Raw genomic sequence first — 15,341 nt, 5'->3', positions numbered from 1 at the left:
TCAGCCGTTGGGCCCTACTGTCGCAACGATGGTCACTTGCTTGTTGTCCGGAATTTCCTGGTAGGCCAGCACATGCAGTCCGGGGACGGCGAGGCGGCCAAAACGCGAGAGCATCGCGCGTACCGGGCCTGCTACCAACAGGATCACCGGCTGACCTTGCATTTCCTGACGCTGCGCCGCTTCGATGAGCGAACGTTGCAGCTTCTCGGCCATGCTTGGCTCCAGCAGAACGCCCTCTTCCGAGCCTTGTCCTGCCTTCTGCAGACTATTGAGCAATATTTGTTCCAACCTTGGCTCCAAGGTGATCACAGGCAGCTCGGACTCAGTACCTACAATGCTTTGGACGATGGCGCGGGATACGCCAACCCGCACGGCAGCCACCAGCGCGGCGGTATCTTGACTCTTGGCGGCGTTGTTGGCGATGGCTTCGGCGATGCTGCGGATATCGCGCACCGGCACATGTTCGGCCAGCAGCGCCTGCAGAACCTTGAGCAGTTGCGACAGCGAAACCACCCCCGGCACCAACTCTTCGGCCAGTTTCGGCGAACCCTTGGCCAGCAATTGCATCAGTTGCTGCACTTCTTCGTGGCCGATCAGCTCGCTGGAGTGCTTGTACAGAATCTGGTTCAAGTGGGTGGCGACCACGGTACTGGCATCGACCACGGTATAACCCAGCGATTGCGCCTGGGCACGCTGGCTGATTTCGATCCACACCGCTTCCAGGCCGAAAGCCGGATCCTTGGCGTTGATGCCGTTGAGCGAGCCGTAGACCTGACCGGGGTTGATCGCCAGTTCGCGGTCCGGGTAGATCTCGGCTTCGGCGAGGATCACGCCCATCAGGGTCAGGCGATAAGCGCTCGGTGCCAGATCCAGGTTGTCGCGAATGTGGACGGTCGGCATCAGGAAGCCCAGGTCCTGGGACAGCTTCTTGCGCACGCCCTTGATCCGCGCCAGCAGTTGCCCGCCCTGGTTGCGGTCCACCAGCGGAATCAGGCGATAGCCGACCTCCAGGCCGATCATGTCGATCGGAGTCACGTCGTCCCAGCCCAGCTCCTTGGTTTCCAGGGCGCGGGCCGGCGACGGCAGCAGCTCCTGTTGACGCTTGACCTCCTGCAACGCCTGCACCTTGTCGGCGTTCTGCTTTTTCCAGAACAGGTACGCGCCGCCGGCGGCCAGGGCGGCCATGGTCAGGAACGAAAAGTGCGGCATGCCCGGCACCAGGCCCATGACCGCCATCAGTCCGGCGGCCACGGCCAGCGCTTTGGGCGAGGCGAACATCTGGCGGTTGATCTGCTTGCCCATGTCTTCCGAACCGGAAGCACGGGTCACCATGATCGCCGCAGCAGTGGAGAGCAGCAGTGATGGCAATTGCGCCACCAAACCGTCACCGATAGTCAGCAGCGCGTAAACCTTGCCCGCGTCGGCGAAGGTCATGTTGTGCTGGAAGATACCGACGGCCATGCCGCCGATCAGGTTGATGAACAGGATCAGCAGGCCGGCGATGGCGTCACCGCGCACGAACTTGCTGGCACCGTCCATGGAACCGTAGAACTCGGCTTCCTGGGCGACCTCCTGACGGCGGGCCTTGGCCTGGGCCTGGTCGATCAGGCCGGCGTTGAGGTCGGCGTCGATCGCCATTTGCTTGCCGGGCATCGCATCGAGGGTGAAGCGCGCGCTCACCTCGGAAATCCGCCCGGCACCCTTGGTGACCACGACGAAGTTGATGATCATCAGGATCGCGAAGACCACGATACCGACCACGTAGTTACCGCCGATCACCACCTCACCGAAGGCCTGGATCACCTTACCGGCGGCGGCGTGGCCGTCCTGACCGTGGAGCATCACCACCCGTGTCGACGCCACGTTCAGCGCCAGTCGCAACAGCGTCGCCACCAGCAGGATCGTCGGGAACACCGCAAAATCCAGCGGCCGCAGGGCGTACACGCAGACCAGCAGCACCACGATCGACAGGGCGATGTTGAAGGTGAAGAACACGTCGAGCAGGAACGGCGGCACCGGCAGCATCATCATGGCCAGCATGACCAGCAGCAACAGCGGCACGCCCAGATTGCCGCGACTGAGTTCGGCAATGTTCGAGCGAGCACTGTTGATTAACTGAGAGCGATCCACCGGTTTTCCCCGTTCCTTTAAAGCAAACTTTTGACGCCCGAAGCAGGCGCACGGCGGCTACTGCAAAAAGCCTTCCAACTTTTGCACAGGATTGAAACAGAGGGGTTTATCGGGATTTTTGCGCAAGGATTGCGTCAGTGAAAACGGGCCTGCCGACACTCTCGCAAACAGGCCCGTGGCGGGCAGATCAACCGGCGGTGAGAATCTGTTCGGGCGCAATCGGCCCCAACGTCAGTTGATGGGTTTTCATGTAGCGCATCCCGCGATTCATCGGGACACCTTCCACATCCACCATGTCTTCTTCGGCATAACCCAACACGACAACCGTGTACGGCGCCGTGTCCCCGGACAAAACATCACTGTGCATCAGGTTGAGGGCCGCCTGGAAACGAGCGACCGGCAGTTCACCGATCTGCACCGGCCGCCCGTCCTCATGGCGAAAATACTTGCCCGCCGTGATCTGCAAGGTGTCTCCGGTCATTTTGAGCTCAGGCTTGTCGTACCGCTGTTCGAGCCCGCCGCTCGACCACGCGGCCGAGTAGTAATCCGCATCGCTGAAAACCCGGAACAACGCCGCGTTATCGCGAATACGTCCTGCCCAGTCGAAGAAGTAATTGTAAGCATGGTGATAGGCCAACCCATCGAACTCGGGCCGGATCGCATTGAGCGGCGCGTCCAGATAGCCGGGAATGTACTGGTCCGCCATGACCTTGAAGTTCAAAAAGTCCATGCGCAGATTGAAGACGACCCGATACCCCATCGCCCTTTCGCTGGCATTTTCCACCAGCTCACCGGAGACGAAATCCAACGCCATCCCCGGGACCTTTCGATACAGACGCTCAACCATGATGGCTTCCTCTGACAAGACGCGAGCATCTCGAACGCTGTCAGCACCTGCCACAAGCGTCCACGGCGAGACATCCAGCGGGAACGATTCCCGCCCCCATGAAAACGCCGGGACCGGTGGCCGTCTACTGTCAGAACTGTCAGGTGCGAAGGGTTTTCAGACGAAATGCACAGTCAGGAATCGCGGCGCAGATCCGGCGGGATCGGCAGGTCGTCCTTGAGCGGATCCGGGCGCTTGCCCTTGCCCGCGCGGTATTGGCGGATCTGGTAGACGTAGGCCAGCACCTGGGCGACCGCCAGATACAGGCCGCCGGGGATCTCCTGCTCCAGCTCGGTGGAGTAGTAGATCGAACGCGCCAGGCCCGGCGACTCAAGCAGCATGACATTGTTGGCCACGGCGATTTCGCGGATTTTCAGTGCCAGGAAATCGCTGCCCTTGGCCAGCAGTACTGGCGCCCCGCCCTTGTCGGCGTCGTACTTGAGCGCCACGGCGTAGTGGGTCGGGTTGGTGATGACCACGTCGGCATCCGGAATCGCCGCCATCATCCGCCGCTGCGACATCTCGCGCTGGGTCTGGCGAATGCGCTGCTTGACCTCCGGGCGGCCCTCCTGGTCCTTGTGCTCGTCGCGCACTTCCTGCTTGGTCATCTTGAGCTTCTTGATGCTTTCCCAGATCTGCACCGGCACATCGACCGCCGCGATGATGATCAGCCCGCACGCCAGCCATAGCGTGCTCCAGCCCACCAGCAGCACGCTATGGATGATCGCCTGCTCAAGCGGTTCGTGGGCAATGCGCAACAGGTCGTCGACGTCGCCGGACAACACCACCAGCGCCACCGCCAACGTGATCAGGAACTTGGCCAGCGCCTTGAGCAGCTCGATCACCGATTTGCTGGAAAACATGCGCTTGAACCCGGACAGCGGGTTCATCCGGCTGAACTTGGGCGCCAGGGAGCCGGCGGCGAACAGCCAGCCACCCAGCGCAATCGGCCCCAGGAATGCGGCAATCAGCAGCGTAATCATGATCGGCTGAATCGCCAGCAGCGCCATCAGCCCCGACTGCATCAGAAACTTGCCCATGGAGCCCTGATCCATGACCACTTCGCGCGACAGGGTGAAGTTCAGGCGCATCAACTCCATCAGGTCCTCGGCCAGCATGCCGCCGAAAATCAGCAGCGCCGCCGAGCCGGCAAGCATGATCGCCAGCGTGTTGAGTTCCTTGGAGCGCGCCACCTCGCCCTTCTCGCGAGAGTCCTTTTTGCGCTTCTCCGTGGGGTCTTCCGTCTTATCCTGACCGCTTTCGCTTTCGGCCATGACTCAGCTCGCCTTTGCCAGTTCACGCAGCAACTGCAAGGCCTCGGCGGCCAGCGGTTGATACTGGTTGAGAATGTCCGCCAGACCGACCCAGACGATGAAGAGGCCGAGCACCAGGGTCAGCGGAAAACCGATCGAGAAGATGTTCAGTTGCGGCGCCGCGCGGGTCATCACGCCGAACGCGATGTTGACCACCAGCAGCGCCGTGACCGCCGGCAACACCAGCAGCAATGCCGCGCCGAGCACCCAGCCGAGCTTGCCGGCCAGCTCCCAGTAATGCGCGGTCATCAGACCGCCGCCGACCGGCAGCGTGGTGAAGCTTTCGGTGAGCACCTCGAACACCACCAGATGACCGTTCATGCCCAAAAACAGCAGGGTCACCAGCATGGTGAAAAACTGCCCGATCACCGCCACCGACACGCCGTTGGTGGGGTCGATCATCGAGGCGAAACCCATGCCCATCTGGATCGCGACGATCTGCCCCGCCACCACGAAAGCCTGGAAAAACAGTTGCAGGGAAAACCCGAGCACCGCGCCGACCAGAATCTGCTCACCGATCAGCAGCAGACCGCTCAGGTCCAGCGGACTGACCGCCGGCATCGGCGGCAGGCCAGGCGCGATCACCACGGTGATCGCCACGGCGAAGTACAGACGAATGCGTCGGGGAACCAGCGTGGTGCCGAACACCGGCATCACCATCAGCATCGATGCGATGCGAAACAGCGGCAGCATGAACGACGCCACCCAGGTACTGATCTGGGTGTCGGTCAACTGAAGCAGCGACTGCATGACTCAGCCGATAACCATCGGAATGTTTTTGTACAAGCCGATGATGTACTCCATGAACGTCTGCACCAGCCACGGGCCGGCGACGATCAGGGTCACCAGCATCACCAAAAGACGCGGCAGGAAGCTCAGGGTCTGTTCGTTGATCTGCGTCGCCGCCTGGAACATCGATACCAGCAGGCCCACCAGCAGGCTCGGCACCACCAGGATCGCGACCATCATGGTGGTCAGCCACAAGGCTTCGCGAAAAATGTCGACCGCCACTTCAGGGGTCATGGCGAAACACCTCCAAAACTGCTGGCCAGGGTGCCGATAATCAGCGCCCAACCATCCACCAGCACGAACAGCATGATTTTGAACGGCAAGGAAATGATCAGCGGCGACAGCATCATCATCCCCATCGCCATCAGCACACTCGCGACAACGAGGTCGATGATCAGGAACGGAATGAAGATCATGAAGCCGATCTGGAACGCGGTCTTCAGTTCGGAGGTGACGAACGCCGGCACCAGAATGGTCAGCGGCGCCTGCTCAGGCGTGGCGATGTCGGTGCGCTTGGACAGACGCATGAACAGTTCCAGATCGCTGGAGCGGGTCTGGGCGAGCATGAAGTCCTTGATCGGCACCTGGGCCTTTTCCACCGCTTGCTGGGCGGTGAGTTTCTCCGCCAGATACGGCTGCAAGGCATCCTGGTTCACCCGATCGAACACCGGGGCCATGATGAACAGGGTCAGGAACAGCGCCATGCCGGTGAGGATCTGGTTCGACGGCGTCTGTTGCAGGCCCAGGGCCTGACGCAGGATCGAGAAGACGATGATGATCCGGGTGAAGCTGGTCATCAGGATGACGAACGCCGGAATGAAGCTCAGCGCCGTCATGATCAGCAGGATCTGCAGGCTGACCGAATACTCCTGCGCGCCCTCGGCATTGGTGCCCAGGGTAATCGCCGGAATCGACAACGGATCGGCGGCGAACGCCAGCGGCGCGGCCAGCATCAGGGCCAGGGTCAAGACGATGCGCAACGCACCCATTACTTCTTATCCTTTTGATCCTTGCCGAGGATCTTCAACAGATGCTGGGCAAATTCCGGGGTCGCTTTTTCGCTGGTGACCGGCACCTGCACCGGCTCCTTGAGCACATGCAGCGCGGTGATCGTGCCGGGGCTGAGGCCGAGCAGGATTTGCTCGTTGCCGACCTGAACCAGCATCAGCCGGTCACGCGGACCGAGCGCGCGGGAACCGATCAGCTCGATCACCTGCCCCTTGCCGGCGGGACCGGCCTGCTGCACCCGACGCAGCAGCCAGGCGAGGAAAAAGATCAACCCCAGCACCAGCAGCAGGCCGAACACCAGTTGCGTCAGTTGCCCGGCAACGCCGCTGCCGACCGCCGGTGCCACGACCGCAGCGGTCGTGGCAGCCGGTTCGGCCGCCATGACGCCGACCGGCAGCGCCAGCAGAGCCCAGAGAAACGTTTTCACTCAGCGCAGCTTCTTGATGCGTTCGCTCGGGCTGATCACGTCAGTCAGGCGGATGCCGAACTTTTCGTTGACCACCACCACTTCGCCGTGGGCGATGAGCGTGCCGTTGACCAGTACATCCAGCGGCTCGCCGGCCAGACGATCCAGCTCGATCACCGAGCCCTGGTTGAGTTGCAGCAGGTTGCGGATGTTGATGTCGGTGCTGCCCACTTCCATCGAGATCGACACCGGAATGTCGAGAATCACATCCAGGTTCGGACCGTCCAGGGACACCGGGTCGTTGTTCTTCGGCACGCTGCCGAACTCTTCCATCGGCAGACGGTTGGAGCTGGAAGTGCCCGCATCGGCGGCCAGCAGCGCATCGATATCGGCCTGCCCGGCTTCGCCGGTTTCTTCCAGGGCCGCAGCCCATTCATCGGCCAGTGCCTGGTCGTCCTGGGTGTTCATATCGTCATTCATCATTTGTCCTCGGCGGGCAAAAAAACCGGTAAAGAATCAGGGGTTGGGGCGCCGCTTCAGCGACGCTCGATCGGCTCGATCACTTGCAACGCGAGGTTGCCTTTGTGCGAGCCCATCTTGACCTTGAAGGCCGGCACGCCGTTGGCGCGCATGATCATGTCTTCCGGCATCTCGACCGGGATCACATCCCCCGGCTGCATGTGCAGGATGTCGCGCAGCTTCAGCTGGCGACGGGCAACGGTGGCACCGATCGGCACGTCGACGTCGAGCACGTCCTGGCGCAGGGCGTTGACCCAGCGCTCGTCCTGGTCGTCGAGATCGGACTGGAAACCGGCGTCGAGCATTTCGCGCACCGGCTCGATCATCGAATACGGCATGGTCACGTGCAGGTCGCCGCCACCGCCATCGAGTTCGATGTGGAAGGTCGAGACCACAATGGCTTCGCTCGGGCCGACGATGTTGGCCATGGCCGGGTTCACTTCCGAGTTGATGTACTCGAAGTTGACTTCCATGATCGCCTGCCAGGCTTCCTTCAGGTCGACGAACGCCTGCTCCAGCACCATGCGCACCACGCGCAGCTCGGTCGGGGTGAATTCACGCCCTTCGATCTTGGCGTGACGGCCGTCGCCGCCGAAGAAGTTGTCCACCAGCTTGAACACCAGTTTGGCGTCCAGAATGAACAGCGCGGTGCCGCGCAGCGGCTTGATCTTGACCAGGTTGAGACTGGTCGGCACGTACAACGAGTGTACGTATTCGCCGAACTTCATCACCTGCACGCCACCGACGGCAACGTCCGCCGAGCGACGCAGCATGTTGAACATGCTGATGCGGGTGTAGCGGGCAAAACGCTCGTTGATCATCTCCAGGGTCGGCATGCGTCCACGGACGATGCGATCCTGGCTGGTCAGGTCGTAGCTTTTGACACTGCCGGGTTCGGCAGCGTTATCGGTCTGTACCAGACCATCGTCGACACCATGCAACAGCGCGTCGATTTCATCCTGGGACAGCAGATCCTGCACGGCCATGTCGTGTTCCTACTGCAATACGAAATTAGTGAAAAGCAACTGTTCGATCACCACTTTGCCCAACTCTTTCTGCGCCACTTCCTGGACGCTGGCCGTGGCCTTCTGACGCAACATTTCCTGACCGACCGGCGTCGCCAGGGTGGCGAAATCCTGACCGGAGAAGAGCATCACCAGGTTGTTGCGGATCACCGGCATGTGCACCTTGAGCGCTTCCAGATCCGCCTGATTACGCGCCAGCATGGTGATGCTCACCTGCATGTAGCGCTGACGGCCGTTCTGGTTGTAGTTGGCAACGAACGCCGGTGCCATCGGCTCGAAGATCGCCGGCTGCTTGCCGACCGGCGCGGCTTGGGCGGCGGCTTCGGCAGGCTTGCTCTGAGCGCTGTGCATGAAGAACCAGGTGGCCCCCACGGACGCGCCGATCGCCAACAGCAGCGCCAGCACGATCACGATGATCAGCTTGAGTTTGCCTTTGGTTGCGGGGTCTTTTACTGCTGCTGCTTCGCTCTTCGCCATGCCAATAATCCGTCACTAATCGGGTTTTCACAGTCGCACGGCAAGGCAAGAGCAAGTGTTATGCCAGAAGTGTCGCAGGCAGGATTGGGCGAGTTACAAAACCAATGTGGGAGCGGGCTTGCTCGCGAAGGGGGCGTCAAATTCAGCATAAATACTGACTGACACACCGCTTTCGCGAGCAAGCCTGCTCCCACACATTGTCACGTCGACCGGATCAGGCGTAGTAGTCGACCGCGCTGCTGCCGATCACGCTGGTGGCCTGGGCGGCGGCTTCGGTCACGGCGGTTGCGGCCAGCTCTTCATCCGCCGAATCGAGACGACCGCCGGCAGCCTGGGCGCGACCACTCTGCCCCTGCTGCGCCTGTTCCTGACCCTGACCCTGCCAGCCGCGGCTCTGGTCGGAAACGTTGACATCCACCTGACCCATGCCCTGCTGGGCGAACATGTCGCGCAGGCGATGCATCTGACCGTCGAGCGCTTCACGCACGCTCGGGTGGGCGCTCATGAAGGTCACTTGCGTCTGCTGATCCGGCACCATGTTCACCCGGATATCCAGGCGCCCGAGCTCGGCTGGCTGCAGCTGGATATCGGCAGCCTTCAGGTTGGCGCTCGACAGGTACATGACACGGTTGACCACCTCCTCCGTCCAGCCGTTCTGGTGCATGGCGATCGGCTGATTCACTGGCACCGCGTTGGCGGTTTTCGGCGTCGCGGCCTGGGTCAGCGCCGCCAACCGGTTGGCGAAATCATCGACCCGGGTATCGCTGGTGGCGCTTTTGAGATCTTTCAGACCGTCGTCGATCAGCCCACTGAAGGACTTCTCCCCACCCTGGCTGGTGCTGTCCTTGTCGGCCTGCACGTCAAGCATGTTGGCCATACCGGCGGTGAAGGTCTGCGCCGAGGTCAATTCGCCGTCGGCCGGGTTTTGTGTGGAAGGGGTCTTGGCGGACGACTGGCTGGAAGCGGAAATGTGCCCACTCTGTTCCATGGCCAGGCGCACGGCCGGCAAGGCATCGAGCGGGTCGGTCGCCGGATCGAAATCGCTGTCGGCGACCGCTGCCGGATCCTTGACAGCCGCCGGCAACGCGGCCACGGCCGGGGTTTCGACTTTGGGTTGTGGCGTTTCGACGACCGGCGCCTGCGCCACCGGCGCCGCGACCAGCGGCTGCACGACCTGAGCCACCGCCGGGTCCAGCGCCGGATCAACCGGAGCGGTATCGGCCACCGGGGTTTGCGCCGGATCGGTTGTGTCGTCAGTGGCCGTCTTGTCCTCGGTCGCCGGTTTGTCGGCGGGCAAGTCATTGCCGCTATCGGCAACCGCCGGCTCCGGGGCGGCAGAAGAATCGTTGTCGACCGTTTTCTTGCCGCTGGCCTCAGCAGTCTTGGCCTGCACGGGCGCGGCCGAATTGTCAGCGACCGCCGAAGGCTTTTTCTGCCCCTGGTCGGCGAACACCTGAGCGAAGCTTGAGGCCTTGTCTGCGGGTTCCGTGGCCGCTGCCGATGCTTTCGCGGAGGCGGCTTGAGCCTTGGCCTGGGCGGCGGTCTGAAGAAGAATGTTAGGGGTCGCAGGCATGACACGGTCTCCGCTGCACTGGGATCGTAGGTACAGTTGAGAGAGATGACTGCAAGTGCCGGGCCACTTTTCCCGATGGCCCGACAAAAGCGCCGGACGGTCGGCTCAGTGCGTCAGCGAGCGCTGTCGTTCGGCTTCATAGACAGGACGCACATCCGCAAACTCGCTGTGGATATCGGCGACCAGTTTGATGATTTCGGAGGGGCTCTTGTCCCTGGCATGCAATTCCAGCTCATGACAAAGCTCGGCCAGACGAGTCGCCCCCATGTTGCTGCTGCTGCCCTTGAAGCTGTGAGCCACATGGGACAACACCTCGGCGTCGGCAGTCTTTTGCAACTCCCGCAGACGCGTTTCGGAATCCGCCATGAAGGTATCCAGCAATTCCGGATAGGCCTCCTCCATGACTTCCTGCAACGCGCTCAGCACGTTGCGATCAACTTGTATTTCAGCCACTTGTTCACTCCTTGATCAAGAATGCGCGGATTATGCCAGAGCCTCCCAGAAAAACTCCACGTGGGCACTGCGACCATCGTCGGACCAGCCGGCATTGCGGCCCAATTGGCGGATCAGGCTGACGCCGCGCCCCGACAGACGGACATCGTCGAGGGGCCGCTGCATGACCCGCGTCACGTCGAAGCCCTTGCCGCTGTCCTCGACCCGAATGGCCAGGCATCCGCCCTCGCCCTCCGGCGTTACCTTCAGGTGTACGCGCACATAGCCGTCCTGCAACGCATCGAGGCGCGCATTGCGCTGTTCATAGTAACGCGCAAACCCCTGGGCATCGCGCTTGAGGCTGGAGTCAAGCCCCAGCACCCCGTGTTCCAGGGCATTGGAGTACAACTCGGCGAGCACACTGTACAACGCGCCGCTCTGCGCCCGCAGGCCATGAACCTCCAGCAGCAATTGCAGCAGGTACGGCATGGGGTTGAAGCGCTTGAGCGTGGCCCCGCGAAACTCGAAGCTCACCGACCAGTCCAGCGGGCACGACTGGCCGCTGTCGGAATACACCGGTGCCGACGGACTGACCTGCGCCGCCTCCAGCAGGCTGACCTCGACCATGCTGACGTCGTCCCGCGCCTCGCCACCGAAATCGTGCAGCGCCTGCTCGATCTCCTCGAACAGGTGATCGGGCTGGCGATTGGCGGCAAACAACTGCTGCAGGCGCTCGACGCCGAACAGCTGATCCTGCGCATCACAGGTGTCGATCACCCCGTCGGACAGCAGAAACACCCGATCGCCGACCGCCATCGAGTGGACTTCCGTACGATCATTGAAGGCCTGCGGGCTGAGCACGCCCAACGGTAGGTGCCGCGCCGCCAGCGGCTTACGCTCGCCGGTGGCGATGCAATGCAGATAACCGTCAGGCATGCCGCCGTTCCAGACCTCCACCGTGCGGCGCTGGAAACTCAGGCTCAACAGCGTCGCGCAGCAGAACATGTCCACGGGCAGGATGCGCTTGAGCTTGGCGTTCATCTCCCGCAGCGTTTCAGCAAGGCCGTAGCCCTTGGCGGTCATACCGTAGAACACTTCGGCCAACGGCATGGCGCCCACCGCGGCCGGCAGGCCGTGACCGGTGAAATCCCCGAGCAGCACATGCATGTCGCCGGCCGGCGTATATGCAGCCAGCAGCAGATCGCCGTTGAACAGCGCGTAAGGCGATTGCAGATAGCGAATATTCGGCGCACTCAGGCATCCGGAGTGCGCGACCTTGTCGAACACCGCTTTGGCAACGCGTTGCTCATTGAGCAGGTAATCATGATGCCTGGCGATCAGGTCACGCTGTTGCAGCACGGTGGCCTGCAAGCGGCGCAGACGATCCATCGCCTTTATTTTGGCGGTGAGGATCACCTGGTTGTAGGGCTTCGCCAGAAAGTCGTCACCCCCCGCCTCCAGACACCGGGCCAGCGCTTCGCTTTCCGTCAGGGAGGTGAGAAAGATGATCGGCACCAGGCTCTCGCCCGCCAGCGTCTTGATCTGCCGTGCCGCCTCGAAGCCGTCCATCACCGGCATCATGGCATCCATCAGCACCAGATGCGGTTGCTCTCGGCGGAACACCTCGACCGCCTCGGCGCCATTGGCGGCAGTGAGCACCTCATGGCCCTGGCGCCGGACAATGGTCGACAGCAGCAACCGGTCGGCGGCACTGTCCTCCGCGATCAGGACTGTCAGGGATTCCAGCGGCTGCATGGCCGTCAACTGATGTCGAACAGTTTGTCGAAATTGGAGATGGCGAGGATCTTGCGCACGTCCGAGTTGCTGTTGACCACCCGCACGTCGGATTCGTCGCCACCCGCGTGGTCGCGCAGCAGAAGCAACATGCCCAGCGCAGAGCTGTCGAGGTAGGTGGCGTCCTTCAGGTCCACCACGATGGATTCTGGTTTCTGGTTGAGTCGCTCATAGGACTCGCGAAACTCCTGATGGCGCCCGAAATCGAACCGCCCCTTGATCGAAATCGTCAGTTTCTTCTGGTCCGGGGACACTTCTGTAACGACTGACATTTTATGGCTTCCTTGTCATGAACAAACCTGTACAAGGTTTAGCACTTGGCCGGGGTTGCGGCAAGGCGCAAGCACGATCAAAACGACGATCGAAGGTTCGCTCAAGGATACGCATCGTGCCTCGGCAAACGCTGGGACAGCTCGTCCAGCAGTTTCTGTTCGCGCTTGTCTTCGGCGCGCTGCGCTTCATCGCGATAACGTTGTACAAGTTTGCGCAACCCTTCGACCCGGGCGAACGCCTGTTGCCAGGCTTCGCGCGCCTTGTCCAGATTGTTCTGGTGCCAGTTGAGGCTTTGCCGCTGTTGATCGACAGCGGTATCGAGTTGCGCAAGAAAGCCCTGAAAACCCAGCAGCCACTGCCCGGAGACACCCGTACTGCCGCGCACGATCCATTGCTCCGAGTAGTCGAGGCGAAAGGCATGCAGGTCGGCCAGCTTGCTTTCGGCGACTTTCACCTGCCCCTGGAAGTAACCAAGGCGCTGCACGGCGGTTTTCTCGGCCTTCTCGGCCATTTCCACCACCGGCGCCAGACGCGCCGCTCGGCTCAGGGCCATGAGCGGTTACCCGCCGGCCGCTGTGGCGAAAATTGTTTCGAGGTGCGCCTCGCTTTCGCCCAGGCTGATGCTGTCGTTCAAGCCCTGACGCAAATATCTGACCAGTTGCGGCTGGAGCGAGATCGCCAGGTCCGTTTCACGATCGCCGCCGGCGACATAGGCACCGACGCTGATCAGATCGCGACTCTGCTGATAACGCGACCACAATTGCTTGAAATACTGCGCCCGGGTCATGTGTTCCGGCGGCACCACCGCCGGCATCACCCGGCTGATCGACGCTTCGATATCGATGGCCGGGTAATGGCCTTCCTCGGCCAGACGCCGGGACAGCACGATGTGTCCGTCGAGCACGCCTCGCGCGGAGTCGGCAATCGGGTCCTGCTGGTCGTCACCCTCGGACAGCACGGTATAGAACGCGGTGATCGAGCCCCCGCCCTTCTCCGCGTTACCGGCACGCTCCACCAGTTTCGGCAATTTGGCGAACACCGATGGCGGGTAACCCTTGGTCGCCGGTGGCTCGCCAATGGCCAGGGCGATTTCCCGCTGGGCCTGGGCGAAACGGGTCAGCGAATCCATCAGCAACAGGACGTTCTTGCCCTTGTCGCGGAAATACTCGGCGATCCGCGTGCAGTACATGGCAGCGCGCATCCGCATCAGCGGCGCGTCGTCCGCCGGGGACGCGACGACCACCGAACGCTTGAGGCCTTCTTCACCGAGGATGTGCTCGATGAACTCTTTAACTTCACGCCCCCGCTCGCCGATCAGGCCGACGACGATGATGTCGGCCTCGGTGAAGCGAGTCATCATGCCCAGCAGCACCGACTTACCGACACCCGTACCGGCGAACAGACCCAGACGCTGGCCGCGACCGACCGTCAACAAGCCGTTGATGCAACGGATGCCCACGTCCAGTGGCACGCTGATCGGGTCACGGTGGAGCGGGTTGATCGTCGGCCCGTCCATCGGCACCCAGTCTTCGGCCTTCATGCCGCCCTTGCCGTCCAGCGCCCGGCCGGCACCGTCCAGCACGCGACCGAGCATGCTCATGCCCATCGGCAAGCGCCCGGTATCGGTCAACGGCACGACCCGCGCACCCGGCGCGATGCCGGCAACGCTGCCGACCGGCATCAGGAACACCTTGCTGCCGGAGAAGCCCATGACTTCGGCCTCTACCTGCGACGGGTGATAGGAGTCGTCGTTGATCACCATGCAGCGAGTGCCCATGGCGGCGCGCAGGCCCTCGGCTTCGAGGGTCAGGCCGACCATGCGCAGCAGGCGTCCTTCGAGGATCGGCGCACCGGCGATTTCGGTGGCCTCGGCGTAGGTGCTCAGGCGCTTGGCGAAACTGGTGCGTTCAAGGCGCATCGGGGGCGTCCGCACGCGGCTCGTCAGTGATCGGCGACGGTGTTGGCGTTTCCGGCAGATCCAGGCTCATGTCCGGCGCGGCCGGGTGCAGAGCCTGTTCGTGCAACTGGTCGAACAGCTTGGCCATGATTTGGCTGACCCGGGTTTCGATGCTCGCATCGATCCGGCTGTGCTCGGTTTCGACCCGGCAACCGCCCGGCAGCAGGCTTTCGTCCTCGACGATGCGCCAGGTTTCCTCATGACGTTCGCGCAGGGCTTTGACCTGCTCGAAATCCTGCGGATTGACGTACAGCCGCACGTTGTCCACGCCCAACGGCAACAGCTTGAGCGCGTCGCGCATGACGTGTTCGATCTGTTTGGAGTCGATGGCCAGTTCGCGCTGAATCACCTGTCTGGCGATGTGCTGCACGAGGTCGACCAGCGACTTTTCGATCTGGGTGTCCTGCTCGGCGATGGGTTCGAACAGATGCCCCATCAGTTGCTCAAGACTGGCGATCTTCGCGGTCAGCGCCACTTCGGCTTCCTGGCGCACCCGGAGGGTCGCGCTGTGGAAACCTTCTTTTTCGCCGATGGCAAAGCCTTCGTTGTAAGCCTCCTGACGGATGCTTTCAAGCTCTTCCAGGGTCAGTGGCTGGACTTCCTCCAGCGGCACCTCTTCCATTTCCGGCGGTTCGGGTTCCGGCTCCGGCTCGGGTTCCGGCTTGGGCGGATCGAAGCTGGGCAGCGCCCAGGATTCGAAACCACGGACATCCCGGGCACGGATCAGGTCCGTCACAGACTCGTCATGCTTGTCCATGG

At 62.2% G+C, this 15,341-nt stretch carries 17 protein-coding genes; all 17 read right to left on the bottom strand.

Features of this window, described 5'->3' with window-relative positions:
* On the bottom strand, nucleotides 1-2,130 hold the full coding sequence (flhA, locus tag N8H74_RS20655; protein ID WP_217832192.1) for a flagellar biosynthesis protein FlhA: 2,130 nt from the start codon (nucleotides 2,128-2,130) through the stop codon (nucleotides 1-3).
* 187 nt (nucleotides 2,131-2,317) lie between these two features.
* Nucleotides 2,318-2,977 carry a hypothetical protein gene (locus N8H74_RS20650; RefSeq protein WP_262149874.1) on the bottom strand — a complete coding sequence of 220 codons (660 nt, stop codon included), beginning with the start codon at nucleotides 2,975-2,977 and terminating at the stop codon, nucleotides 2,318-2,320.
* A gap of 173 nt (nucleotides 2,978-3,150) precedes the next feature.
* Entirely contained in the window at nucleotides 3,151-4,290 is a 1,140-nt protein-coding gene (gene flhB / locus N8H74_RS20645) for a flagellar biosynthesis protein FlhB (RefSeq protein WP_217832194.1), read from the bottom strand.
* Nucleotides 4,291-4,293: 3 nt separating this feature from the next.
* Nucleotides 4,294-5,079 (bottom strand): flagellar biosynthetic protein FliR, encoded by a 786-nt coding sequence (gene fliR / locus N8H74_RS20640; RefSeq protein ID WP_217832195.1) that lies wholly within the window; start codon nucleotides 5,077-5,079, stop codon nucleotides 4,294-4,296.
* 3 nt (nucleotides 5,080-5,082) lie between these two features.
* Nucleotides 5,083-5,352, bottom strand: coding sequence for a flagellar biosynthesis protein FliQ (gene fliQ, locus N8H74_RS20635; RefSeq protein WP_217832196.1), 270 nt, complete (start codon nucleotides 5,350-5,352; stop codon nucleotides 5,083-5,085).
* Entirely contained in the window at nucleotides 5,349-6,107 is a 759-nt protein-coding gene (gene fliP / locus N8H74_RS20630; protein WP_262149871.1) for a flagellar type III secretion system pore protein FliP, read from the bottom strand. The genes fliQ and fliP overlap by 4 nt, the downstream gene beginning before the upstream one ends.
* A complete protein-coding gene (gene fliO / locus N8H74_RS20625) occupies nucleotides 6,107-6,553 on the bottom strand; it encodes a flagellar biosynthetic protein FliO (protein ID WP_262149869.1) in 447 nt (148 codons plus the stop codon). The genes fliP and fliO overlap by 1 nt, the downstream gene beginning before the upstream one ends.
* Nucleotides 6,554-7,015 (bottom strand): flagellar motor switch protein FliN, encoded by a 462-nt coding sequence (gene fliN / locus N8H74_RS20620; protein ID WP_217832199.1) that lies wholly within the window; start codon nucleotides 7,013-7,015, stop codon nucleotides 6,554-6,556.
* A 53-nt stretch (nucleotides 7,016-7,068) separates the two neighbouring features.
* A complete protein-coding gene (fliM, locus tag N8H74_RS20615; protein ID WP_003222890.1) occupies nucleotides 7,069-8,037 on the bottom strand; it encodes a flagellar motor switch protein FliM in 969 nt (322 codons plus the stop codon).
* 9 nt (nucleotides 8,038-8,046) lie between these two features.
* Entirely contained in the window at nucleotides 8,047-8,553 is a 507-nt protein-coding gene (gene fliL, locus N8H74_RS20610) for a flagellar basal body-associated protein FliL (protein ID WP_217832200.1), read from the bottom strand.
* Nucleotides 8,554-8,767: 214 nt separating this feature from the next.
* Nucleotides 8,768-10,126 carry a flagellar hook-length control protein FliK gene (locus N8H74_RS20605; protein WP_262149866.1) on the bottom strand — a complete coding sequence of 453 codons (1,359 nt, stop codon included), beginning with the start codon at nucleotides 10,124-10,126 and terminating at the stop codon, nucleotides 8,768-8,770.
* 105 nt (nucleotides 10,127-10,231) lie between these two features.
* Nucleotides 10,232-10,579: an Hpt domain-containing protein gene (locus N8H74_RS20600; protein ID WP_217832202.1), complete on the bottom strand. Its 348-nt coding sequence runs from the start codon at nucleotides 10,577-10,579 to the stop codon at nucleotides 10,232-10,234.
* Nucleotides 10,580-10,609: 30 nt separating this feature from the next.
* Complete coding sequence (locus N8H74_RS20595; protein ID WP_262149864.1) at nucleotides 10,610-12,313, bottom strand: fused response regulator/phosphatase; 1,704 nt, start codon at nucleotides 12,311-12,313, stop codon at nucleotides 10,610-10,612.
* Nucleotides 12,314-12,318: 5 nt separating this feature from the next.
* Entirely contained in the window at nucleotides 12,319-12,624 is a 306-nt protein-coding gene (locus N8H74_RS20590; protein ID WP_217832204.1) for an STAS domain-containing protein, read from the bottom strand.
* A 101-nt stretch (nucleotides 12,625-12,725) separates the two neighbouring features.
* Nucleotides 12,726-13,178 (bottom strand): flagellar export protein FliJ, encoded by a 453-nt coding sequence (gene fliJ, locus N8H74_RS20585; RefSeq protein WP_217832205.1) that lies wholly within the window; start codon nucleotides 13,176-13,178, stop codon nucleotides 12,726-12,728.
* Nucleotides 13,179-13,184: 6 nt separating this feature from the next.
* Nucleotides 13,185-14,543 carry a flagellar protein export ATPase FliI gene (gene fliI / locus N8H74_RS20580; RefSeq protein ID WP_217832206.1) on the bottom strand — a complete coding sequence of 453 codons (1,359 nt, stop codon included), beginning with the start codon at nucleotides 14,541-14,543 and terminating at the stop codon, nucleotides 13,185-13,187.
* On the bottom strand, nucleotides 14,533-15,339 hold the full coding sequence (gene fliH, locus N8H74_RS20575) for a flagellar assembly protein FliH (protein ID WP_217832207.1): 807 nt from the start codon (nucleotides 15,337-15,339) through the stop codon (nucleotides 14,533-14,535). The genes fliI and fliH overlap by 11 nt, the downstream gene beginning before the upstream one ends.
* Nucleotides 15,340-15,341 lie beyond the last annotated feature (2 nt).

The organism is Pseudomonas sp. B2M1-30 (genome assembly GCF_025447575.1).
In the GTDB taxonomy this organism is placed as follows: Bacteria; Pseudomonadota; Gammaproteobacteria; order Pseudomonadales; family Pseudomonadaceae; genus Aquipseudomonas; species Aquipseudomonas botevensis.
This window is presented reverse-complemented; position numbering and strand designations above follow the sequence as displayed.

Coding starts and splice junctions, on each gene's coding strand:
- fliQ (WP_217832196.1), bottom strand. CDS start 5,352: ATGACCCCTGAAGTGGCGGTCGACATTTTTCGCGAAGCCTTGTGGCTG.
- fliR (WP_217832195.1), bottom strand. CDS start 5,079: ATGCAGTCGCTGCTTCAGTTGACCGACACCCAGATCAGTACCTGGGTG.
- fliP (WP_262149871.1), bottom strand. CDS start 6,107: ATGGGTGCGTTGCGCATCGTCTTGACCCTGGCCCTGATGCTGGCCGCG.
- fliJ (WP_217832205.1), bottom strand. CDS start 13,178: ATGGCCCTGAGCCGAGCGGCGCGTCTGGCGCCGGTGGTGGAAATGGCC.
- fliL (WP_217832200.1), bottom strand. CDS start 8,553: ATGGCGAAGAGCGAAGCAGCAGCAGTAAAAGACCCCGCAACCAAAGGC.
- fliM (WP_003222890.1), bottom strand. CDS start 8,037: ATGGCCGTGCAGGATCTGCTGTCCCAGGATGAAATCGACGCGCTGTTG.
- N8H74_RS20605 (WP_262149866.1), bottom strand. CDS start 10,126: ATGCCTGCGACCCCTAACATTCTTCTTCAGACCGCCGCCCAGGCCAAG.
- fliI (WP_217832206.1), bottom strand. CDS start 14,543: ATGCGCCTTGAACGCACCAGTTTCGCCAAGCGCCTGAGCACCTACGCC.
- flhB (WP_217832194.1), bottom strand. CDS start 4,290: ATGGCCGAAAGCGAAAGCGGTCAGGATAAGACGGAAGACCCCACGGAG.
- N8H74_RS20590 (WP_217832204.1), bottom strand. CDS start 12,624: ATGTCAGTCGTTACAGAAGTGTCCCCGGACCAGAAGAAACTGACGATT.
- N8H74_RS20650 (WP_262149874.1), bottom strand. CDS start 2,977: ATGGTTGAGCGTCTGTATCGAAAGGTCCCGGGGATGGCGTTGGATTTC.
- fliN (WP_217832199.1), bottom strand. CDS start 7,015: ATGATGAATGACGATATGAACACCCAGGACGACCAGGCACTGGCCGAT.
- fliH (WP_217832207.1), bottom strand. CDS start 15,339: ATGGACAAGCATGACGAGTCTGTGACGGACCTGATCCGTGCCCGGGAT.
- N8H74_RS20595 (WP_262149864.1), bottom strand. CDS start 12,313: ATGCAGCCGCTGGAATCCCTGACAGTCCTGATCGCGGAGGACAGTGCC.